Annotated in this window: 24 protein-coding genes; 11 read left to right on the top strand and 13 right to left on the bottom strand. The window is 51.0% G+C overall.

Annotated features, from left to right (window positions below):
• The 3 genes from N5910_RS04820 to N5910_RS04810 all read right to left on the bottom strand — a co-directional run bounded on the left by N5910_RS04820 (window position 1) and on the right by N5910_RS04810 (window position 2432).
• Entirely contained in the window at window positions 1–801 is an 801-nt protein-coding gene (locus tag N5910_RS04820; protein ID WP_074358966.1) for a 2-amino-3,7-dideoxy-D-threo-hept-6-ulosonate synthase, read from the bottom strand.
• Complete coding sequence (locus N5910_RS04815) at window positions 791–1342, bottom strand: class I SAM-dependent methyltransferase (protein ID WP_074358965.1); 552 nt, start codon at window positions 1340–1342, stop codon at window positions 791–793. Before N5910_RS04815 ends, N5910_RS04820 begins: the two co-directional genes overlap by 11 nt.
• A gap of 226 nt (window positions 1343–1568) precedes the next feature.
• Window positions 1569–2432 (bottom strand): pantoate kinase, encoded by an 864-nt coding sequence (locus N5910_RS04810; RefSeq protein WP_074358964.1) that lies wholly within the window; start codon window positions 2430–2432, stop codon window positions 1569–1571.
• A 79-nt stretch (window positions 2433–2511) separates the two neighbouring features.
• On the opposite strand from N5910_RS04810, the gene N5910_RS04805 reads away from it, so the two are divergent.
• The gene (locus N5910_RS04805) at window positions 2512–3177 is read left to right on the top strand and encodes a histidinol phosphate phosphatase domain-containing protein (RefSeq protein WP_074358963.1); all 666 of its coding nucleotides are present in this window, start codon (window positions 2512–2514) and stop codon (window positions 3175–3177) included.
• A gap of 179 nt (window positions 3178–3356) precedes the next feature.
• Here the strand turns inward: N5910_RS04805 and N5910_RS04800 are convergent, their stop codons facing one another.
• The gene (locus N5910_RS04800) at window positions 3357–3968 is read right to left on the bottom strand and encodes an Ig-like domain-containing protein (protein WP_238337825.1); all 612 of its coding nucleotides are present in this window, start codon (window positions 3966–3968) and stop codon (window positions 3357–3359) included.
• A gap of 51 nt (window positions 3969–4019) precedes the next feature.
• A complete protein-coding gene (locus tag N5910_RS04795) occupies window positions 4020–4199 on the bottom strand; it encodes a hypothetical protein (RefSeq protein WP_238337824.1) in 180 nt (59 codons plus the stop codon).
• 331 nt (window positions 4200–4530) lie between these two features.
• On the opposite strand from N5910_RS04795, the gene N5910_RS04790 reads away from it, so the two are divergent.
• Window positions 4531–5484, top strand: a complete 954-nt coding sequence (locus tag N5910_RS04790) for a zinc metalloprotease HtpX (protein ID WP_074358962.1) — start codon at window positions 4531–4533, stop codon at window positions 5482–5484.
• A gap of 187 nt (window positions 5485–5671) precedes the next feature.
• Here N5910_RS04790 and N5910_RS04785 read toward each other — a convergent pair whose 3' ends face one another.
• Window positions 5672–6286, bottom strand: coding sequence for a S24/S26 family peptidase (locus tag N5910_RS04785; RefSeq protein ID WP_074358961.1), 615 nt, complete (start codon window positions 6284–6286; stop codon window positions 5672–5674).
• Between the two features lies 1 nt (window position 6287).
• Window positions 6288–6956, bottom strand: coding sequence for a type I 3-dehydroquinate dehydratase (aroD, locus tag N5910_RS04780; RefSeq protein WP_261599349.1), 669 nt, complete (start codon window positions 6954–6956; stop codon window positions 6288–6290).
• A 189-nt stretch (window positions 6957–7145) separates the two neighbouring features.
• Here aroD and N5910_RS04775 point away from each other — a divergent pair, with 189 nt between their 5' ends.
• From N5910_RS04775 to N5910_RS04760, 4 genes are all read left to right on the top strand, one after another.
• The gene (locus tag N5910_RS04775) at window positions 7146–7874 is read left to right on the top strand and encodes a hypothetical protein (RefSeq protein WP_074358959.1); all 729 of its coding nucleotides are present in this window, start codon (window positions 7146–7148) and stop codon (window positions 7872–7874) included.
• 113 nt (window positions 7875–7987) lie between these two features.
• Entirely contained in the window at window positions 7988–8848 is an 861-nt protein-coding gene (gene sucD, locus N5910_RS04770) for a succinate--CoA ligase subunit alpha (RefSeq protein ID WP_074358958.1), read from the top strand.
• Window positions 8849–8901: 53 nt separating this feature from the next.
• The gene (gene hmgA, locus N5910_RS04765) at window positions 8902–10095 is read left to right on the top strand and encodes a hydroxymethylglutaryl-CoA reductase (NADPH) (RefSeq protein ID WP_074358957.1); all 1194 of its coding nucleotides are present in this window, start codon (window positions 8902–8904) and stop codon (window positions 10093–10095) included.
• Window positions 10096–10204: 109 nt separating this feature from the next.
• Window positions 10205–10783 carry a TIGR00267 family protein gene (locus tag N5910_RS04760; protein WP_074359753.1) on the top strand — a complete coding sequence of 193 codons (579 nt, stop codon included), beginning with the start codon at window positions 10205–10207 and terminating at the stop codon, window positions 10781–10783.
• A 96-nt stretch (window positions 10784–10879) separates the two neighbouring features.
• On the opposite strand, the gene N5910_RS04755 is transcribed toward N5910_RS04760, so the two are convergent.
• The 4 genes from N5910_RS04755 to N5910_RS04740 all read right to left on the bottom strand — a co-directional run bounded on the left by N5910_RS04755 (window position 10880) and on the right by N5910_RS04740 (window position 13141).
• Window positions 10880–11713, bottom strand: a complete 834-nt coding sequence (locus tag N5910_RS04755) for a TatD family hydrolase (protein ID WP_191215972.1) — start codon at window positions 11711–11713, stop codon at window positions 10880–10882.
• 19 nt (window positions 11714–11732) lie between these two features.
• The gene (locus tag N5910_RS04750) at window positions 11733–12425 is read right to left on the bottom strand and encodes a DUF116 domain-containing protein (protein WP_261599348.1); all 693 of its coding nucleotides are present in this window, start codon (window positions 12423–12425) and stop codon (window positions 11733–11735) included.
• A gap of 78 nt (window positions 12426–12503) precedes the next feature.
• Complete coding sequence (locus N5910_RS04745) at window positions 12504–12983, bottom strand: hypothetical protein (protein ID WP_191215970.1); 480 nt, start codon at window positions 12981–12983, stop codon at window positions 12504–12506.
• 2 nt (window positions 12984–12985) lie between these two features.
• Window positions 12986–13141 (bottom strand): hydrogenase maturation nickel metallochaperone HypA, encoded by a 156-nt coding sequence (locus tag N5910_RS04740; protein WP_145924529.1) that lies wholly within the window; start codon window positions 13139–13141, stop codon window positions 12986–12988.
• Window positions 13142–13345: 204 nt separating this feature from the next.
• Here N5910_RS04740 and N5910_RS04735 point away from each other — a divergent pair, with 204 nt between their 5' ends.
• The 4 genes from N5910_RS04735 to N5910_RS04720 are packed head-to-tail and all read left to right on the top strand — an operon-like array spanning window position 13346 to window position 16871.
• Window positions 13346–15400 carry a VWA domain-containing protein gene (locus N5910_RS04735; RefSeq protein ID WP_261599347.1) on the top strand — a complete coding sequence of 685 codons (2055 nt, stop codon included), beginning with the start codon at window positions 13346–13348 and terminating at the stop codon, window positions 15398–15400.
• A gap of 39 nt (window positions 15401–15439) precedes the next feature.
• Entirely contained in the window at window positions 15440–15949 is a 510-nt protein-coding gene (locus N5910_RS04730) for a DUF367 family protein (protein ID WP_115892286.1), read from the top strand.
• A 2-nt stretch (window positions 15950–15951) separates the two neighbouring features.
• Window positions 15952–16098 carry a 50S ribosomal protein L40e gene (locus tag N5910_RS04725; protein ID WP_115892287.1) on the top strand — a complete coding sequence of 49 codons (147 nt, stop codon included), beginning with the start codon at window positions 15952–15954 and terminating at the stop codon, window positions 16096–16098.
• Window positions 16099–16130: 32 nt separating this feature from the next.
• Entirely contained in the window at window positions 16131–16871 is a 741-nt protein-coding gene (locus tag N5910_RS04720) for a phosphoglycerol geranylgeranyltransferase (RefSeq protein WP_115892288.1), read from the top strand.
• A 383-nt stretch (window positions 16872–17254) separates the two neighbouring features.
• Here the strand turns inward: N5910_RS04720 and N5910_RS04715 are convergent, their stop codons facing one another.
• Window positions 17255–17401, bottom strand: coding sequence for a hypothetical protein (locus N5910_RS04715; protein ID WP_170130282.1), 147 nt, complete (start codon window positions 17399–17401; stop codon window positions 17255–17257).
• A gap of 260 nt (window positions 17402–17661) precedes the next feature.
• Between N5910_RS04715 and N5910_RS04710 the strand changes: the two genes are divergently transcribed.
• On the top strand, window positions 17662–19314 hold the full coding sequence (locus N5910_RS04710; RefSeq protein ID WP_261599346.1) for a helix-hairpin-helix domain-containing protein: 1653 nt from the start codon (window positions 17662–17664) through the stop codon (window positions 19312–19314).
• Window positions 19315–19482: 168 nt separating this feature from the next.
• Here N5910_RS04710 and N5910_RS04705 read toward each other — a convergent pair whose 3' ends face one another.
• Window positions 19483–20763, bottom strand: coding sequence for an amino acid permease (locus N5910_RS04705; RefSeq protein ID WP_261599345.1), 1281 nt, complete (start codon window positions 20761–20763; stop codon window positions 19483–19485).
• Window positions 20764–20769 lie beyond the last annotated feature (6 nt).

Below are 20769 nucleotides of genomic sequence, written 5' to 3'. Positions count from 1 at the left end.
TCAATCGCCACCCCTGAGTATCTTAACGGCCTCTTCAACCTCAATCCCCTCATGGACTATCCCTGCAATGGCCCTTGTCATTTTTTCAGGCGAATCTGCCTGGAAGATGTTCCTTCCTATTGCTACACCGGCTCCTCCAGCGTCAACGGAGTTTTTAACCATCTGGAGGAGTTCCTCCTCGGTTTCAATCTTAGGGCCCCCTGCAATGACCACCGGGACGGGGCATCCCTTCACAACCTCCCTGAAGGTTTCAGGGTCACCTGTGTAGTTTGTCTTTATTATGTCTGCTCCGAGCTCAGCGCCTGCACGCGCTGCCAGTTTAACAACTTCAGGGTCGTGTTCATCCTTTATCTTCTCACCCCTGGGGTACATCATGGCTATGAGGGGCATTCCCCAGTCGTCACAGATCTCGGCAACGGTACCCAGCTTTATGAGCATCTCAGGCTCCCTCTCAGAGCCAACATTCACATGGACAGAGACGGCGTCAGCACCGAGTTTAAGGGCCTTCTCCACCGAGGTGACGAGCACCTTATGGTTCGGGTCAGGGCCAAGGCCCGTGCTTGCAGAGAGATGTATTATAAGTCCAATATCCCTCCCGTATCCCCTGTGGCCGCTTTTAACCATCCCCTTGTGCATGAGGACGGCGTTGGCACCGCCACTTGCCACGTCATCTATGGTGCCTGCCATGTCTATTATTCCACGGACGGGTCCGATGGATACACCGTGGTCAAGGGGCACTATAACGGTCCTGCCGGTTTTCCGGTTTATTATCCTCTCAATTCTAATCCTTTTACCTATCATCAGCACCCTCCTTGTAGATCCTGCTGGACCAGAGTTTGAATTCCCTGAGCCGAGGGGGGATGCCGGCATCCCCGCTTGACTCAAGCCATCCATACCTTGAGGTGATTGACTCTTCAGTCATGGATGAGCATACAAAGTCCAGGAGTCCCCGGTTCCTTATTATCGAGGTCCCTGGTTTAAGTGTGGATGACCATATGAAGTAGACCTTGAAGGTTGTATCAGGGTGATAACCACCGCCAAGGTCCACGCTGAGGACATCACAGGATTCAATCATTTCACAGACCCTTTCAAGGGTTTCATGAAGTCTAACATCCCCTGATATGAATTCAACGTTCCCTGTCTTCCTGCTGAGGTCCTCCATTATGCTGATGGCTTCGGGACTGTTATCTATGGCTATGACCCTTCCCTCGGGTACAAGGTCTGAGATGATGCGGGTGGAGTTCCCCACATGGCATCCCAGTTCCACCACTGTGTGGTGGGGTTCAAGGATCTCCCTGAGGACCTTCCTGTAAACATTGATGTCATAGGTTATCCTGATCATCGGATCACTTCTTTCCTTCTGTGATAGGGTCCGGTCACTGGACTGGTTCCTTTTTCCTTGCCACTACTTTCATGGTCCTTCCTACCGATACTATGGCGCTGACCACCCATATAGTTTCCCTTTCATGGGTGATCACACCCCATAACTTTTTATAACCTTCTAATTTAAAGTGGTTTCCCCTTAAATCCACATATATGTTCATTATAATCAGTAATGGCCTCCAGATTCAGTCTATGAACCTTGCACCTGAAAAGTCGATCCCTGATACCGTCGCACCTTCAATTTCAGTGTCAGGGTTCTCTGAGAGTGCGAACACCGTGTTGCCGAGCATGGCCATTGAGGCCCCGACTGTATCCTCAGCCATTGAATCAGCCATCTCCCTGAGTTCAGGGTTTATAAGTCCTGTTCTCTCTGCGAATTCACGTGAGAGCCTCATGAAAAGTTCAGGGGAGGGTTCCTTCAGGAGTTTCTTCATCATCCCCGAGGCCGTCCTGTTTATGCGCTCCACGTGGCCGGCATCGGTGATTATGGATGATGTGTCAAGCTCGCCAAGGGTCAGGGATATGACATGGAGGCCCTGGTCAACTATACGGTCCGTCACACCATAGCCTGGGGGTCCCTCCCTTGTCCTTATAACGATGCCCCCTGTGAGTTCAGCTATAAGGTCTCCGAGGCCTGTTCCAAGCTCCACCTCCACCCTGTGGGCGATTGCACCTGCAGTGTTCACGGTTACCGGCAGTTCAAGTTCCCTTACAGCTGCAAGGATGGTTCCAAGTGCACAGGCAGCCGATGTCCCGAAACCGCACCCCACAGGGACCTGGATTTTATGGCAGACCTTGATACCGCCCCTGAAACCGGTATGCTCCCTTAGCAGTTCAACCGCCCTGCGGGTGACGGGGTCATCCTTAACGGTTCTTCCGTTTATCACGACCCTGGTTTTATCCTCAGACCTTAACGCCCTGACCCGGGTCATGACACCCCTGTCAAGGACAACGCCGGCCCCCCGGGACCCTGTCCTGAGGGGGTCATCCTTCCTTATGATTTCAAAGAAGCCTGTTATGTGTGATGGTACAAAGACAGCCGCCTTCATTTAAATACTTCCATGAACAGAATCTAACTGTTAGGTGATATATTCATAAGGTAATATAATTGTTAGGAGGGGCATTAAAATTAGGAAGAGGATAGATCTCCACACCCACAGCCTTCTGAGTGATGGCGAGCTCCTGCCATCTGAACTGGCAAGGAGGGCGTGTGTACTTGGACATGAGGCAATCGCGGTAACGGACCATGTGGATGCATCAAACATAGGCACCATCGAGGGGCTTATAGATGCCGTGTCCGATATAAGTGATAACTGGGACATCAATGTGGTCCCTGGGGCTGAGATAACCCATGCCCCTGTTGAGATAATTGATAAACTTGCTGTGAGGGCAAGGAGGCTGGGGGCTGAGGTTATAGTTGTCCACGGGGAGACCCTCGTGGAGCCGGTGATACCCGGGACCAACCATGCAGCCGTTAACTGTCCAGAGGTTGATATACTGGCCCACCCAGGGCTTATAAGTGTGGAGGATGCTGAAGCTGCACTTGAGAATGATGTCACCCTTGAGATAAGCGCAAGGAAGGGGCACTGCCTTGGTAACGGTCATGTGGCGGTCACAGCAAGGGAGGTTGGTGTGCCTGTTGTCATTGACACGGACACCCATGCACCCGGGGACCTGCTTGATTATGACATGGCAGAGAAGGTGGGCCTCGGGGCCGGGTTAACAGAATCTGAGGTTGAGGATGCCCTGGTAAGGAACCCCCGGAGGATACTTAAAAGGAATGGTATTCTGTAGGGGATTGGGTTTTTTTAGTTATAAGAAAGGTTTTTATTTTTTCTGTTTCTTTTCTGAGGAATGGTGTTCTGTAGGGGTGTGGAATCTGTTTTATTTGGAAGAAGGTGTTTTTTCTGTTTCTTTTCTGAGGAATAGGATTCTGCATGTGAACAGAATCCCTTTACTGATAAAAAAAGTTTTTATTTTCTCCCTGTCCTGAAACTGACGCTCCAGGTTTTTATCGGGGAGCTGCCTTTCACGGCCTCGAAAGGAACTGTGAGGGTGTAAGATGTGTTTTTACTGAGCATGGATGGTTTTATATAGAGCGTGTTACCCTTCACCCATTTTTTAATGTAGACCCTTCGACCGCGCTGGTTTTTAAGTACGATCCGGTTCCAGTTTTTGCCACTGCTGATCCTCTCTGAGAATCTCACCTTTATCATGGTTCTTCGTGGAGTGATTGCACCAGTGGTGGGGTAACTTGATATGACCTTTGTTTCACTGACACTCACCCTTTTAAGGCTGTCAAGGGATTCTATTAACATTGCAGCTTCGCAGAGCTTCCTTTCAGAGGTGTCGTAGGCGTAGGCCTCATATATGATGGTACTGTATCCCATGGATGCGATGGGTATGGTGACGTAGGCCGGACTTGTGGATTGTGGAGGTGTGTAAATCCTGAGGAATGGCATCCTTGATACAATCTGGTTTCCATAGTTCATGGTGGCGGTACCCTTTGATATGGGGTATATGAACCTTGGATACGCGTATCCACTTTCCATGTAACGGTTTTCATGACAGTCAACAACAAGCATGGGTTTTTCATTCCCATAGTATGAGACAAAGTCTCCAGCCTCCCTTGAGTGTCAACAACAAGCATGGGTTTTTTCATTCCTGACATCAGGTACCACGAAGTCCCTTGCAGGGAGCTGACCCCTCATAGGCCCTCCTGAGAAGCTCAGGGGGTTTCGTGTAACATGTACATGATACACGTATCTCTTCTTCAGTTTGCTCTTCCTTAACTGGTATTTTAGGGCGTTATGCACACAGTATTCCCCGGGTGGACGTCTATTATGATTGCTATGGTTTCATTGGAGCTCTTGTTTCAAGAGTGCTCCTTTTCCATGCAGCCATAGTTTCCCTCACCAATCTTAACTGCATGTGAGCAGCCAGCAAGTGCAAATACAATCAGGATTATACCCAGTCTCAGGTTATTCACCACATCACCCCCAAACATTTATATGGTGTTTCTCGTTAAACATTTATATGGTGTTTCTCGTTGATAAACCAGGTTAATAAAACACGAAAAATTTATATTAGCCTTGAATAAAATAACAGTTTGTAACTAATATTTGCTGAACGGAGGAAAACCCCAAAATGAGAAAACTCAGCACATGGAAACTTAAACTCAGAATGTTCCTTGCCACAGCACTCCTATTTGGAATAATCTACGCCATACTGATTGCCATAGGAGCCTTCATGGGCTTTGGAGGCCCCCTCTTCTACGCCCTCCTGGGCCTTGGAATAGTATTCATCCAGTACCTCATATCCCCCAAGATAGTGGAACTCACCATGAACGTACACTACGTTACAGAGGCGGAGGCCCCGAGGCTCCATGCCATGGTGTCGGAACTTGCAATGAACGCAGGGATACCAAAACCAAGGGTTGGTATAGCTGAGATAGACGTGCCGAATGCCTTCGCCTTCGGAAGAAGCAAATCAGATGGAAGGGTGTGTGTAACAAGGGGTATACTCAACCTCCTTGATGAGGAGGAACTCAGGGCAGTCCTCGGACATGAAATATCCCACATAAAGCACAGTGACATGATAGTAATGACCCTTGTGAGTGCGGTTCCACTCATATGCTACTACATCTTCTGGAGCACACTCTACAGCAGGGACGATGATGCAAGCCTGATTGGCCTTGCAGCGCTACTGGCATACTTCCTTGGCCAGCTCATAGTCCTCTTCATCTCAAGGACCAGGGAGTACTATGCGGACCAGGGGAGCATTGAAATTGGGGGTCAGCCCCACAAACTTGCAAGTGCACTCTACAAGCTGGTCTATGGATCTGCAAGGTTTGACAGGGACGACCTCAAGCAGATTGAAGGCGTGAAGGCCTTCTTCCTCAACGACGTCACGGATGCCAGGAACGAGATCAACGACCTCAGACAGCTTGACATGGACATGGATGGGACCATAAGTCCAGGGGAACTCCAGAGACTGAAGTACACAGGCGTCAGGGTCGGTGCAGGTGCAAGGATACTTGAACTCATATCAACACACCCGAACATGCTTAAAAGGATACAGAGGCTCTCTGAGTTTACTTAGGGAACCTTAATCTGTTAAGAAGATACGGAGGCTCTCTGAGTTTACTTAGGGAACATTTCAATCCTTGGACATGCTTCTGGAGTTCACCAGGGGAACATTTTAATTTTTAAGCAGATTCAGAAGGAGATTCCATCCACATACACTTATATTTAAAAAAATGAAATCAGAAAAATAGGTAAGGAGCTTCTCAGTACTTCTTCACAACACCAACAATGGCTGAGCGTGGCACCCATGTATTCAGGGGTGTCCTCACAATCACTGAGGTTGGAGTGTAGATTCGCTCCACCTTCTTGTTATCACTCATGAGGTAGACCCTTGATCCTTCAATCTTACCCACCCTCTTTACTATGAGGCCATATTCGGGGTGCTTTGCGATTACAATGTCACCGACCCTGTAATCATCGGTTTTAAGCACTATGAGTTCCTGTCCATCCCTGAGTGTCGGGTACATTGAGTCACCGCTCACAACCGCGGGCATCGGCAGCTGGTCGACACCGAACTGGGATTCTATCCTCACATCAATCTTCCTGTAACCGTACTCTTTAGCTATTTCCTTCACATCAGCCTTTATCGAATCAACGGTACTGTCAGGGTCGTTGATCACATCCGCCATGTAATTACCGATCTCCTGCTCCATTGCAGTAGGGGCACTTGTGAACATCATTGTCCTGGCCTCAACTGTAATGTTAACCCCATCCGTCTTTATGGTGATATCGACCGCATCGGCGTTCTCAGCATAATAAAATATACCTGCAGCTGCAATCAGGATAACCGCGATAAGAGCAACAGCCAGCTTCTTCATTCTAATCATCCTCCAGTATCAGGTTCTCGATAAGGGTCCGTGTCCTTTCAAGGTCCATCTGCCCGGGGGCTGTTGAGGCATCAAGGGATGCGAAGGTTATGGGTGAGCCGAAGAGGGCGCAGACGGCCCTGGTGTAGCTGCCCATCTCCCCCATGGATATGGCGATGGTTTCATCCTCAACTGCAAGTAACTGGAGAACCACCAGGGTATCTGCCCTGTTTTCTGGCATCACAGCCACCTTTGCCATGTTCCCCAGTTCCTTTTCCATTTTGACAATCCTCAGCAGGGCATCAAGGGATGGTGTTTCATTGAAGTTGTGGTAGGAAATTATACTCCTCTCGGCCTTCCCTGTAACCCTCATGATGTGCTCCTGGTCCGTTCTCAGTTCGACATCAACATAATCAGCAGCCTCTGCAGCGGCCTCAAGGAGGACTATCCTTTCATCCTCACCACCCCTGTACTGGCCGCCCTCTGATGGCGGCCTGCAGGTTGCTATCACCGGAAACCCTATATCATCTATCAGTTCCTTCACAGAGTCAGGGTCAGGTTCTCTGAGGGTGTCAATTCTTATTTCAAGGAGATCAGCCCCCTTATCAATGGCTCTGCCTGCTGATTCAAGTGCAAGTTCAGGTGTTCTTTCGGATACTGGGACGCAGATCCTGGTTTTCATTTTAAATGGTTCTCCTTCCTTATGGTTATCTGAGAAATAAAGATTTTCTGCAAATCTATATATGTCCTTTGCGGTAATAAAATTTTACATATCCCTCATGGGCCATCACATTCTCACTGAAGAAGGGTGATTTCTTTGAATGTGAAACCTATTTATCTCTTCACTCTAAATTAGGTTAAGGTGATTTCTTTGAAGATAACTTCAATAGGCGCAGACATATCTGACAATGATACGAGCTGCAGCATGGAACTTATAAGGTCACTGGAGGCCTCCATACCAGGTCTCCTTGATGCAGGTGCAGAGGGCGCAGCACTGACAAACATAACAGGGGATGATGTGGTAATAAGCGCCTTCGTACCCGATGATAAACTTGAAACCGTCAACAGGGCAATAGTTGAGATACTGAGGGATTCATCAGAGAGTCTTGGGGACCTTGAAGGCATATCAGATGAACCCGATGGTGCAGGGGAGGGCATATCATATGCCGAGGCGGTGATAAGGCAGGACCGCTACCCCGATGCAGTTATACTCGCCTTCGATACCTATGGTGGTGAGGACTTTGTTGCTGACGTTGCAAATTCAGCAATAGAAGCCGCGAGGGGTATGGGGGGTGTTACCGATGTCAGTGATGAGATAGCTCCAGGGGTCAGGGAAATCCCCGGTGTGGGCTATGTTTCAGATAAGACAGATGACCCTGTGGTTGTTGCGACCATAGAGGACATTGAGAGCGTTGGTGTCGCAGCAGGGGCAATGATCGGGGCAGCCCTTGGACACAAGAACGTCTACCTGGTGAAGAGGGGGTCGCCCTCCTATGTTATACCCGGAAGCGTGATAGTATCTGCAACAGCATTCCTTAACGGTAATCTCATAGACCTTGCAGTGCCCTTTGAGGAGAGGACGAGGATACTCAGGGTATGAAAGAACAGGAATCAATCCGCAGCGCGCCCCGGTTTTAGGGTCTCACAGGACCTGTGTATATAGAGAAATAATTATTATTATGTCCATCCAATATACTCTGGAGGGGATCTATCATGATACTGCTTGATGAAGATACCAGATGCCTGGTTCAGGGCATAACAGGTAAACAGGGATCATTTCACACTGAACAGATGCTTGAATACGGTACAAGAATCGTTGCAGGCGTAACACCCGGGAAGGGTGGTCAAGAATTCCTGGGCCTCAACGTCTACAACTCGGTCGAGGAGGTCACCGAGGAGATGGATGTCAACGCGTCCATAATATTCGTACCGGCACCCTTTGCAAAGGACGCGGCCTTTGAGTCAATAAGGCACCTTGACCTTGTTGTTATCATCACAGAGCACATACCGGTCCACGACTCGATGCAGATAATGGAGTACGCAAGGAGGATGGGTAAGACTGTTATAGGTCCCAACACTCCGGGCATAATAACACCAGGTGTGGGTAAGCTTGGCATCATGCCAACCCACATATTTGATGAGGGCAGGATAGGGATAGTCTCAAGGAGCGGCACCCTCACCTATGAATTCGCCGCCCAGCTCACCGAGGCGGGCTTCGGCCAGAGCACATGTGTGGGTATAGGCGGAGACCCTGTAACCGGGCTTGGATTCATTGACGTCCTTGAAAAATTCGAGGAGGACCCTGATACAGACGCAGTGGTCCTCATAGGCGAGATAGGTGGTGATGCAGAGGAAAGGGCCGCCGATTACATAAGGGAGCACATGTCAAAACCGGTCCTTGCCTTCATCTCAGGCGCAACAGCCCCGCCGGGTAAACGGATGGGCCATGCTGGTGCAATAATCGAGGGTGGAAAGGGAACCGCCAGAAGCAAGAGGGAGGCCCTTGAGGCTGCAGGGGCTGTGGTGGTTGACCAGCCCTCAGCAGTGGTGGAACATATCAGGGAGATCCTTTAGGGCTCTCATGTTACTTGATGAAAAACTTTAGCTGATTGGAGGGTTGGTTTATCATGTCACTTATTGATGATCTTCTAAATGGAAGGATGAAACTCCATGAACTTGAGAGGCACCTCCCGGCTGATGAGGCCGTCAGGGTAAGGAGGGAGTTCATAGAAAGGGTCTCGGGGGCCAGCTTAAGGCACATAGCAAATTACAGTATAGACATGGAGAGGGCCTCCGCAAGGAACATAGAGAACCCTGTGGGCGTAATCCAGATACCCCTCGGGGTTGCAGGGCCCCTTAAGATAAATGGTGAGCACGCTGATGGAAGCTACTACGTACCCCTGGCAACATCTGAGGGCGCCCTGGTTGCATCGGTAAACAGGGGCTGCTCCGTCATCACGGCTTCAGGCGGGGCCACCGTGAGGGTAACAGGGGACTGCATGACCCGGGCCCCGGTTATAAAGACTGGTTCTGTTGCAGAGGCCCTTGAACTGAGGAAATGGATGCAGGATAACATTGAAGCCCTCAGGGAGGAGGCGGAGTCAACTACACGACACGGTAAACTCCTCAAGATAGACCCCATCATCGTGGTGGGATCCTACGTCTACCCCCGTTTTGTATACAGTACAGGTGACAGTATGGGGATGAACATGGTCACCATAGCCACAGAGAAGGCCCTTGAACTCCTCACAGAGAAGACCGGAGCCCATGTCATAGCCCTCAGCGGAAACGCCTGTGTTGATAAGAAACCATCAGCCCTTAACCTTGTTGAGGGTAGGGGTAAGAGCCTTGTTGCCGAGGTCACGGTACCCGGGGAAACTGTTGAGAGGGTGCTGAAGGCAACACCGGAGTCGATAGCTGAGGTTAACACAGCAAAGAACCTTGTTGGGTCTGCAGCTGCAGGGAACATGGGGTTCAACGCCCACTACGCCAATATCATAGGTGCAGTATTCCTTGCCACGGGGCAGGACGAGGCCCATATAGTTGAGGGTAGCCTTGGCGTTACCCTTGCAGAGGAACGTGATGGGGACCTCTACTTTTCGGTGTCCCTCCCCGATGTCCCCCTGGCAACCGTCGGGGGCGGTACCGGACTTGAAACAGCCTCCGAGTGCCTTGACATAATGGGTGTGAGGGGTTCGGGTAAGGTCCATGAGTTTGCAGAGATCGTTGGCGGCGCCGTGCTTGCAGGGGAGCTTTCACTTATGGGCGCCCTTGCAGCGGGACACCTTGCACGTGCCCACAGGGACCTTGGAAGGGGATAGGATCTGCTGATGGATTTATGGTGTCTGAGGATGGAGCCGGGAAGGTCATGACGGGTCCCCTGTGAATTGAAGGAAATATGCTCTTAAGTCATGCGTGGTGAAGGTTATGATGGATCTGCGTGAATTTATAAGGGAATACATCAATATGAGCCGCTATGTGGCGCTTGGAACCCTTGATGGTGTCCTTGCAGTTATGGGGGTCACCCTCACAGCCAGTGGAGTTGCCGGTGCAGGGGGATTTGCGGTTGACAACTACCTGATAGGCCTGACGGGTCTAAGCGGAGGCATAGCCCTGGCGCTCTCCAACGCCTTCGGTTCATTTATCGGGGAAAGGGCGGAGGAGACAAGGACCATGAGGGAACTTGAAAGGAAGATGATGATGGCTGAGGGTAAACTGGACGATACCATAATCCACCAGCAGGCAAGGAGGAGGGTCTACATGAGCATGTTCACCCATGGGTTCTCAAGCTTCATGGGGGCCTTTGTACCCGTACTCCCCTTCCTTCTGATACCTGACCGGGTCACGGCAACCATGGTCACGGTCATACTATGCCTGATAGCCCTGGTGGGCCTTGGCCTATACCTTGGACGTGTTTCAAGGGAGAACATCTACAAAACAAGCCTTGAGATCGTTATTATAGGCATACTGATAGGCATTGTAAGCTTCATACTGGGAGGATCCCATTAAAAAAAGGGTATTCTTTTATTTGGGGTGGAGTTAAGCTTGTTTTATCAGATCAAGAAAGGGTATTCTTTTATTTGGGGTGGAGTTAAGCTTGTTTTATCAGATCCCGTAGAGACCCTCAACGGTGTCCTGGTGTATCCTGTATGCATCCTCCTCACTGAATATCCCCTTATCCAGGAACTCAAGGGTCCTCCTTGGCACGGTCTTTGGTCCCAGGACGGCTCCAGGTCTTCCCCTGTCATCCAGGTAGTCTGTCTCCATGAGGAAGCAGCCACCCTTCTCTATACCCTTTTTCACCACATCCCTTGATGCTATCAGGGATGGGGTTAGTCCATGGTTCTCCTCCCTCCTGGTGCAGGGCCCTGAGAAGTGCTTTATCACCATGGACCTCCTGATCCCTGCCCTGTCAGCCATCTCTGCAAACTCCCTGAACTCCTCCGGCCCGGAGCTCTCGGTGTGGAGCTGTACCGGACAGGAGGCTTCGGCTGCGAATTCCATGGCAAGGAGCATGAGCCTGTTGTGGGCCTCCAGTTCCTCCTCACCCACAGGGTAGTGGGGCCTTCCAACCTCACCTATGGCAACGGCCCTCCCCTCGAGTACAAGGGACCTTGCATACTCAAGGCCCTCCATTATCATCTCCTCAGCCTCCCTGAGTTCCTTACCGGCCTCAAGGAGCCTTGATAGCTCTGCAGGGTGGAGGCCGACGACCGCGTATGCATCAACCTCAGTCTCCCTGTTTATGATGTCAACGTACTTCAGTACGGTGTCCATGGTCTTCCTGTAGTCTGTCCCGGCATTCACGGTCCATGACGGCTTGTTGGGTATTATCATCCTCCTGCCGCCGGCCCTCTGGAACTTCCTGGCCACCTCCAGGGGGCCCTCACCATTAATTGCATCAACATGTATATGGTTGTCTGTGATTGGTATGTCCATGGTTTCACCGTGCTGAAATTTATTCAGTGGGGGTTTCCCTGGATGGATTGCTCATGCAGGATCTTGGTCTTTTGACTTTGGCCTCAACCCCCATCTTCTCGAGGACGGTCCTGAAGTCAACCTTTGTTTTGAAGCATCCGTCCCTCAGCAGGGGGACCCCCTGGGGCGAGAACTTTGACAGCTTCATCATTGCAAGGTTCAGGTCCTGGTAGCAGGCAACACCCAGGACGGCCCTGAAGCGGTGCTCCTCAAGGATATTCTTTATGAAGGTGGAGCCGGGGATGATGAATACCCTGTAACCTATCCCCTCAGCCCTCTCCTTGAGCTTCCCTATGATGCAGCGGTTGCAGCCGGTGCAGACAAGCCCCACCCTCTCAAGGCGGGCCTCACAGTGGGGGTTTCTGAGGCAGTGGGGTAATATAAGGGCCTTGTCCTCGGGTGGTATTGATTTGAACCTCTTCTCGTTTATCTTGTTCCTCACCTCAACGCCTATCTGGTCAACGATTCTGCTGTTAAGCCCCAGCGATTCTGAGAACTTCTTGAAGGGTCCGTAGAACATGTCAACTGTGATAAGAAGGAGTTTAGGGAATATGAGCCTGTCCTCCTTCAAAAGCAGCCTTCCAAGGAAGAGGCTTGCTGCCAGCATCAGGAGTAGGCAGACTCCTGCAAGGAATACGAGCTGTCCGAAGATCTGATAGAATTCAGTTATCATAATGTTTCACATTTATAGGTTCTGTAACTTGAACTTAAATATTTTCATCTGTGAAGACAGAGTCCCATGTCATGCTCTTCATGGCCACCGGAGCCTCATGGAATGAACCCTAACGGTTTCCGGGAGGTTCTTCAGGTGTATGTTGCCATCGCTCCCGGTTATCTCCACCCCTGTAAGTTCAGGGCAGGAGCAGAGGAGGTGATGGTCCGGGTGGGTCCCTGGTGTTATGCTGCAGTCCAGGTTTATGGTGTCGGCTGCGGATACAACCATCCTGAGTCTCCCTGAACCTGGATGGTTCTCGGGGAGCACCACCAGGGGGTTCTCCATTTCAAGGAGGAGGTATGCAAGGGCCATGATACCCCTCCTTGCCCCTTCACCAGACATGAAGGCGGATATAACTATAAGGTCATTGGGTTCAAGGAAGAGGGCTATCTCATCTTCAGGGGTGTTCATAAACAGTGTTCTCTGCCTTCCAGACTGTATAACACCCACTGTACCGTTCTCGGCCTCGATGAATAGGATTTCGTCCTCCTTTATCCTGAAATCCAGTGCCCTCACCCTTATCCTTCACATTCCACGTTGTCTGACTGGCAGGACGGGCATATCACCCGCCTTCCAACACCCTTAAACTCGTTTCCACAGTCAAGGCATTTACACTTCCTTGTCTTCATCTTCTTGATGTCTATATCGGCCATTGGACCTCCAACGGTACACATATCTACCACCTTTGAATTCTATATCTTGCATCATTTATCTACTTTACCCGGATGTACTCCTGGCTGAGGGATATTTACTGGTCTTCAGTGTTGAGTTCGTGCTCATGGATTACCCGTGGAGAATACTGTAATACAGGGGACCGTAAAAACTTATTATTCAGAACCGGTATAGAATATTACAGGTCCATATGACCGGGTGAGTTAATGAAGAACCTTGTTTTTCCATTCACAGCAATAGTAGGACAGGAAAAGGTGAAAAAGGCCCTTGTACTTAACGCTATAAACCCTGCCATCGGCGGGGTTCTTATAAAGGGGGATAAGGGTACCGGTAAGACGACGGCTGTAAGGGCACTTGCGGATCTCCTGCCATCCATCCGGACGGTGAAGGGCTGTCCCTTCAACTGCGACCCGGATGAACCTGAATCAGCATGTGATCTGTGCCGTGAAGGCGACTTTGAGGTTGAATACCGGAAGATGAGGGTGGTTGAACTCCCCCTCGGCTCAACCGAGGACAGGGTTGTCGGATCCCTTGACATCAGGAAGGCCATAAGGGAGGGTATAAAGGCCCTTGAGCCGGGGATACTTGCTGAGGCGAACAGGAACATACTCTACGTGGATGAGATAAACCTCCTTGACGACCACCTCGTCGACGTCCTCCTTGACGCAGCAGCCTACGGTGTGAACACGGTTGAAAGGGAGGGCATATCACTCCAGCACCCCTCCAGGTTCATACTGGTGGGGACCATGAACCCGGCTGAGGGTGAACTCAGGCCCCAGCTCTCGGACAGGATAGGTATACATATAAATGTTGGCACAATCAGCGACATAAAAAAACGCGTCCTTATCATGAAGAGGCGTGATGAATTCGAGCAGGACCCTGAGGGCTTCATTGAGAGGTTCAGGGACAGCCAGAGGGAACTCCTTGAGAGGATAATGGGTGCAAGAAAACTCCTTCCTGCAGTCACCATAGATGATTACCTCCTTGAGCTCATAGCAAGGGTCTGTGTGGATGCCGGTGTTGACGGCCACAGGTCGGACATTGCAATCGTACGCACCGCCAGGGCCCTTGCAGCCTTCAGTGGAAGAAGGAGGGTGCATGAGGAGGATGTTGAGGAGGCAATAATCCTTGTCCTGGGGGAGAGGATCCCGGGTAAGACATACAACCGTGAGAACACACGAAGAGAAATGCAGAGGGCCAGGGAGGAGATGGAGAAGGAGTCAGAGGATGATGGGGGTTCTGATGATGATTCCAGAGGGGATGAATCAGATTCCTCCCCTGAAGGTGATGAATCAGGGTCACCCCCGGAGGCTGAGGATCAGGGCCCGGGTGAACCGGAGACACCTCCGGATGATACCCCTGAAGAAGGGGACACAGGGAGTACCGGAACCGGAGGTATGGGGATGGCTGTCACCACGGAGTCAGGGAGAACCCCTGAAACGGAAGATGTGGATGTTGACATAAAGAAACTCCTTAAACTGAAGGGTAAGAAGAAGGAGAGGCTGTACGGTAGCAGGGTTGAATCGAAGACCCGCAGGGGAAAATACGTCAGGAGCAGGTTCCCCAGGGGAGACCATACTGATGTGGCCATCGATGCAACCATAAGGGCTGCGGCCGCCCACTCCAGGGGTGACATAAGGGTCAGGGATGAGGACATCCGCCAGAAGATAAGGAAGCACGGTGCAAGGGCATCCATAGTCCTGGTGGTGGATATAAGCGGTTCAATGTTCTCAGAGAGGAAGGCCTCCATGGTCAAGGGCCTTATAGAGAGGTTCATAGAGGACGCCCAGCGGCACCATGATAGGATAAGCGTTGTTGGATTCAGGGGGAGGGACGCCGAGGTTATAATACCCTCAACCTCCCACGGCGCATCCTTCAGGGAGGTGGTTGACGGTATAAGGGTGGGGGGCACAACCCCCATGGCCCAGGGGATAGAGAGGGGCCTTGAGATACTCAGGGCCGAGAAGAGAAGGAAGGAATACGTCCCCCTCATGGTCATACTCAGTGATGGAATGCCCAACGTCGGCCTTAACAGGAACCCCAGGAGGGAGGCCCTGGAGGCCGCATCCAGACTCAGGGATGAGGATATACCATCAATCGTGATAAACTTTGAGAGGGGTGTCCGGGGCGGAAGGGACTTCAACATGGAGGTGGCCCTTGCATCCGGTGGGAGCTACTATGACCTTGAAAACCTTAAAGACCCATCAACCGCCATTGAGAGTATAATGGAACATGAGAGGGCTGTCTTCCAGGCCCGCTGAATCCAAATTATTTATAGCTGGACAGACAATATCAGCCTGATGAAGATTGTGGTCTACCATGCAGAGGAATGCGACAGGAAGAAATGCACAAGCCTCAAGCTTGGCAGGAAGGGAAAATTTAAAATAGTGAACAGTTTAAACCAGATACCGAGGGGTGCCCTTGTACTCAACCCCTTCGCAGAGAAGGCTGTCTCACCAGAGGACAGGGACATGGTACTCAGGAGGGGTATCGCAGCACTTGACTGTTCATGGAAGAGGGTCAGGAAGTCTTCTGTCATATTCCAGACAGCACGTAACCACAGGGCCCTCCCCTTCCTTGTGGCTGCAAACCCCACGAACTATGGAAGGCCATGCATACTTTCAACTGCAGAGGCTGTGGCAGCAACCCTTTATATAGTTGGACTGAAAGATATAGCCTCTGACATAATGTCATACTTCAAGTGGGGTCCTCATTTTATAGACCTCAATCGTGAACTGCTTGAAGCTTACTCCAGGGCATCTGACAGCTCTGAGGTTGTAGAGATTCAGAAAAAATTCATAGGAGGCTAATTATGGCAAGGTTTGAAGAAGCAGAGAACAGACTGTTCAATATCAAGATCTGCCTTAAATGTAACGCAAGAAACCCACCAACTGCAAGGACATGCAGGAAGTGCGGTTACAAGGGATTAAGATACAAGGCGAAGGAACCGAGGGGTTAAGCCACTATCCACTATTTTTTTGAGTGTTCAGAATGAAGGTTGAAGAATACTTCCACGACGTCCTCAGGGAGAGGAAGATGCACCTGACACTCATCGACCCCCAGGAGCAGAGCCCTGAGGAGGCTGTCAGGATTGCGGAGGCAGCCATAAGGGGAGGTACCGATGGCATAATGCTTGGAGGGTCAACCACAGATTCCCATGAACTTGATGAAACAGCCAGGGCACTCAGTGAGAGGATAGATGTACCAATAATACTCTTCCCGGGCAACACCACGGGTGTCAGCCGTTACGCCGATGCTATCTTCTTCATGAGTCTTCTTAACTCCACCAACCCCTACTGGATAATAGGTGCCCAGGCCCTTGGAGCTGGGGCGGTCAGGAAGATGGGTATCGAGGCCCTTCCAATGGGCTACCTTGTTGTTGAACCTGGCGGAACCGTTGGATGGGTGGGTGATGTTAAGGCTGTTCCACGCGGGAAACCCGATATTGCAGCGGCCTATGCTATGGCAGCGGAGTTCCTGGGTATGAGGCTCTTCTACCTTGAGGCGGGTTCAGGGGCACCTGAACACGTGCCAGAGGAGATGATATCCCTTGTTAAGAGCTGCACGGACCATATACTCATCGTTGGTGGGGGTATAAGGACAGGTGAGGATGCTGCAAGGGTTGCAGGGGCCGGTGCTGATGTAATAGTCACCGGTACCGTGGTTGAGAACAGTGACAACGTGGAGGACAAGATCAGGGAGATCGTTGAGGGTATCAACGGGTCCCTATGACTTCACTTTTCTTATTTTAACCGGTTTTATGTCTTAATCTGTCTCATCCTGTTACTATTCTTTTTTAATCGTTCTTTATTTATTAATCCTCTTAATTCACTTATTTCAATTGGATCTTTTACTTAGTTCAGGATTTTCTTCTTTTTTCTGATGATATTTTAAAAAAATATATAGTGATCACTTGCAGAGATAATCGTGCTCCTGGTGCTTTTACTTGCCATCTACATCCTCAGGGGAAGGTATGGGAGACTAATGAGGATAAGCCTGAAGATAGAACGGTATCTGATCATTTATCCTTTTTTATAAACATTTAATGGCTGATTGATTTCTGGGCGGGGCCGGGACTACTCAAATTAAAATTTTTATTCTTCCAGGAGTGGACTTTATCCTTTGAAGGGGTCAGTCGCTGAATTCACATCCGGCCAGCCCTCCTCCACGAGTTTCAGGCCAGATTCAGAGTATCTTTCACCTGTGTTAAGGAATACCAGATCCCAGAATGTCCTGAGCCCATAAAATGTATCTTTATCCATCTGAAGCAGATAATAATCTTTCAGGCTACTGTGCACCGAAAAGAGGTTATTCGAAACGAATAGCTTCCTTCGGGTTTTATCTTAAAGATTCAGGTAACTTCCTGAAGAAGAGGAAGACATGATCACAGGTTTTTTACTCATTAACTGAAAATCCAGTTCTCAGTATGCTCTCTGCCCCCGAAGTTAGGGGGCGTGTTAACCGTAAAATAAACGGTGCCTGGATGAACAAGTGATATATGCATGGGGACATAATTAATAATATGAAAAACAGGCTTGTGGCCCAGATACTTAACAGGGTCGCCGACTTCATGGACCTCAAGGGGGATGAGTTCCGCTCAAAGGCCTACAGGCGAGCTGCAAGGACCATAGAATTCCTTGGGGAGGACATAGAGGAAGTCGCAGCCCAGGACAGACTCCAGGAACTCCCAGGGGTGGGCAGGAACATCGCATCCAAGATCAGGGAGATACTTGGCACTGGCTCCCTCCACCTTCTGCATGAGCTCATGGAGGAGTACCCTGTTGACTTCGACGCCCTGCTCTCGGTTGAGGGTGTGGGTCCGAGGACCGTGAAGCTCCTCTATGAGGAACTCGGGATAAAGACCCTTGACGACCTTGAATACCAGGCAAAGAGGCACAGGATAAGACGCCTCAGGGGTATGGGTGAGAAGAAGGAAAAGGCCATACTCAGGAACATAGAACTTGCAAGAAGCAGGATAACAAGGAAGCCCCTGGCCTACATAGTGCCCCTGGCCCAGAGGATAAAGTCAGAGGTAATGGATCTTGAGGGTGTCCAGAGGGTTGAGGTTGCAGGTTCCATAAGGCGCGGAAGGGAAACCGTGGGGGACATTGACATCCTTGTAACCGCCAGGGACCCCGAGGTGGTCATGGATTACTTCACATCCATGGAGACCGTCAGGGAGGTTGTTGTCAGGGGGCCGAGGAAGTCCACCGTCCGCCTTGTGGAGGACCTGGACTGTGACCTCCGCGTATTTGATGATGGGGTCTTCGGTTCGGCCCTCCTGTACTTCACGGGTTCATGGGAGTTCAATGTTGAACTGCGCAGGATAGCCCAGTCCATGGGGATGAAGCTCAGTGAATACGGCCTCTTCAGGGGTGATGAGAGGGTGGCCGGGAGGACCGAGGATGAGGTCCTGGAGGCCCTGGGACTCACCTACATTGAACCGGAGCTCAGGGAGAACCGTGGAGAGATAGAGGCCGCCAGGGAGGGAAGGCTCCCTGAACTGATATCCTCCGAGGATGTCAGGGGAGATCTCCATATGCACAGCCTCCACAGCGACGGCATCGACTCCATAGCTGACCTGGCATCCTATGCAGAAACCCTTGGAAGGGAATACATAGCGGTAACGGACCATGCAAACTACATATCTGACCCTGAATCCTACTTCAGGTCCGTTGAGGGGGTGGATGAGATCCCTGTCCTGGCGGGTGTTGAGGTCAGCATACTTGCCGATGGCAGCCTTGAAGTCCCTGGGGACGTCCTTGAGGACTTTGACCTTGTGGTTGCAAGTGTGCATGACGGCTTCAATGTTACCGAGAGGCTCCTGGGGGCCATGGACCATGAGGTGGTTGATATAATAGGACACCCCACGGGACGTGTGCTGGGGAGCAGGGAGCCGGTGGTTGACATTGAAAGGGTTACCGAAAGGGCGGCCGAGGCAGGGGTGGCCCTTGAGGTGAACTCAAACCCCCTCAGACTGGACCTAAGGGACACCCACATCAGGATGGCCATAGAGGCTGGCTGTAAACTCGCAATAAACAGTGACGCACACTCAAGGGGAGGCCTTGAAAACATCCGCTGGGGGGTGCTGACTGCAAGGCGCGGATGGGCCACCTGTGATGATGTGATAAACACCCTTAGCTTCAGGGGACTTAAGAGGTGGCTTGAAATCTAGCTGATGGTTATCCATGGGGATTCAGGGTAGCTTCTGACTTCGAGGGGGTCATGGGGTGATCGTTGATTCACGTTAAATGGTATCCAACTAACAACCAATAGTAAAACGTCATGGGGTGATCATTGATTCATGTTAGGGTAATTTACCCATGAGCATGACCTTTAGGGTCTATAGGTTCTGATTCCTTCTCCTGTACCTGAGGTAGATCGGCACCCCTGCGACTATAAGGAGGGAGCCTGCAAGTATGGTGCCTGTACCTGTATTTGCAAGTAGATACAGGCATATCAGGACACCGAGGATGCTCTTCAGGGGTACCCCGGCATCCCGGTAGCGCCTCCTCCTGAGCACAGGAAGTGAAACACAGGTTGACATGTAGGCAAGGAGCAGTGTAAGGACAGAGAGTTCAATAAGACCCGCCGCGGTTCCTGTTAGGGCTGCCACGAGCGCCGTCAGGTTCTGGACCAGTATGCTCAGGTGAGGAGTTCTGAACCTTGGATGGATCCGTGACAGCCACCCCGGGAGGAACCCGTCAAGGGACATGACATGCAGAAGTCTGGCGGTTGTGAGCATACCGGCCTCCTCAGAGCCCGCGATGGATATGAGGGCCCCGAGGGTCAGTATAAGAGCACCCGCACCCCCCAGGGCACTGTAACCTGCAAGTGTGAGTGGTGCAGGGGAGGATGTGAGGACCCCCCATGGGACAAGTCCAAGTATCACGAAATTTGTCAGGAGATAGAAGACCATGACGAAGACCATCCCAATGATTATTGCAAGGGGTATGATCCTCCCGGGATTCTTAACCTCACCGGCAGGGACCGTTACAAGTTCAAAGCCCACATAGGCCCAGAAGACCAGGACCGTCACGCTGCCCAGGGCACCGAGGCCCATGGGTGCGAAGGGAGTGTAACCGGATAGAAGGCCGGAGGGGTCCCATATGAATCTCAGGATGCCAGTGACAACCAGCAGGATCAGGGGGGCTACCTTGAGGACTGTGAGGACGTCATTAACCTTACCGGCCCTCCCCACACCTGAAATGTTTATGGCTGTCAGTGAAAGGATGAAGATGACCTTGATGAGGGCCTCTGCAGTGGGGCTGAGGCCGATGAACTGGGAGAGGTAGTAGACGAAGGCCACCGGGAAGACGGCTATGGCTATCCAGGATGATACCCAGAGGGACCAGCCGGTTATAAAACCCGCGAATTCTCCAAGGGCTTCCCTTGCATAGGAGTAGGGGCCCCCTGTCCTTGGCATTATGGCCGATGCCTCTGAGAATACAAGGGCGAGGACCATTGCCATTAGACCCCCAATTATCCATGAGAGTATGGATGCGGGTCCAAGGCTCCCTGCACCGTAGGCTGCAACTATGTAGATATCCGCGCCCACAATGGTTCCGATGACGAGGCTCACGGCATCAAAGAATGTGAGCTCCCTTCTAAGACCTTCACTCATCATATA

It is taken from the genome of Methanothermobacter wolfeii, assembly GCF_025397995.1.
Lineage (GTDB): Archaea > Methanobacteriota > Methanobacteria > Methanobacteriales > Methanothermobacteraceae > Methanothermobacter > Methanothermobacter wolfei.
The sequence above is the reverse complement of the archived record's forward strand: the minus strand, read 5'-3'. Positions and strand labels throughout refer to the sequence as shown.

What these genes read in the sequence shown, in the direction of transcription:
- N5910_RS04760 (WP_074359753.1), top strand. Translation starts at nt 10,205, where the DNA reads ATGGATCTGCGTGAATTTATAAGGGAATACATCAATATGAGCCGCTAT.
- N5910_RS04810 (WP_074358964.1), bottom strand. Translation starts at nt 2,432, where the DNA reads ATGAAGGCGGCTGTCTTTGTACCATCACACATAACAGGCTTCTTTGAA.
- N5910_RS04725 (WP_115892287.1), top strand. Translation starts at nt 15,952, where the DNA reads ATGGCAAGGTTTGAAGAAGCAGAGAACAGACTGTTCAATATCAAGATC.
- N5910_RS04715 (WP_170130282.1), bottom strand. Translation starts at nt 17,401, where the DNA reads ATGGATAAAGATACATTTTATGGGCTCAGGACATTCTGGGATCTGGTA.
- N5910_RS04755 (WP_191215972.1), bottom strand. Translation starts at nt 11,713, where the DNA reads ATGGACATACCAATCACAGACAACCATATACATGTTGATGCAATTAAT.
- N5910_RS04750 (WP_261599348.1), bottom strand. Translation starts at nt 12,425, where the DNA reads ATGATAACTGAATTCTATCAGATCTTCGGACAGCTCGTATTCCTTGCA.
- N5910_RS04730 (WP_115892286.1), top strand. Translation starts at nt 15,440, where the DNA reads ATGAAGATTGTGGTCTACCATGCAGAGGAATGCGACAGGAAGAAATGC.
- hmgA (WP_074358957.1), top strand. Translation starts at nt 8,902, where the DNA reads ATGTCACTTATTGATGATCTTCTAAATGGAAGGATGAAACTCCATGAA.
- N5910_RS04740 (WP_145924529.1), bottom strand. Translation starts at nt 13,141, where the DNA reads ATGTGTACCGTTGGAGGTCCAATGGCCGATATAGACATCAAGAAGATG.
- N5910_RS04785 (WP_074358961.1), bottom strand. Translation starts at nt 6,286, where the DNA reads ATGAAGAAGCTGGCTGTTGCTCTTATCGCGGTTATCCTGATTGCAGCT.
- N5910_RS04800 (WP_238337825.1), bottom strand. Translation starts at nt 3,968, where the DNA reads ATGCTTGTTGTTGACTGTCATGAAAACCGTTACATGGAAAGTGGATAC.
- N5910_RS04735 (WP_261599347.1), top strand. Translation starts at nt 13,346, where the DNA reads ATGAAGAACCTTGTTTTTCCATTCACAGCAATAGTAGGACAGGAAAAG.
- N5910_RS04820 (WP_074358966.1), bottom strand. Translation starts at nt 801, where the DNA reads ATGATAGGTAAAAGGATTAGAATTGAGAGGATAATAAACCGGAAAACC.
- N5910_RS04790 (WP_074358962.1), top strand. Translation starts at nt 4,531, where the DNA reads ATGAGAAAACTCAGCACATGGAAACTTAAACTCAGAATGTTCCTTGCC.
- N5910_RS04705 (WP_261599345.1), bottom strand. Translation starts at nt 20,763, where the DNA reads ATGAGTGAAGGTCTTAGAAGGGAGCTCACATTCTTTGATGCCGTGAGC.
- N5910_RS04720 (WP_115892288.1), top strand. Translation starts at nt 16,131, where the DNA reads ATGAAGGTTGAAGAATACTTCCACGACGTCCTCAGGGAGAGGAAGATG.
- N5910_RS04815 (WP_074358965.1), bottom strand. Translation starts at nt 1,342, where the DNA reads ATGATCAGGATAACCTATGACATCAATGTTTACAGGAAGGTCCTCAGG.
- aroD (WP_261599349.1), bottom strand. Translation starts at nt 6,956, where the DNA reads ATGAAAACCAGGATCTGCGTCCCAGTATCCGAAAGAACACCTGAACTT.
- N5910_RS04710 (WP_261599346.1), top strand. Translation starts at nt 17,662, where the DNA reads ATGAAAAACAGGCTTGTGGCCCAGATACTTAACAGGGTCGCCGACTTC.
- sucD (WP_074358958.1), top strand. Translation starts at nt 7,988, where the DNA reads ATGATACTGCTTGATGAAGATACCAGATGCCTGGTTCAGGGCATAACA.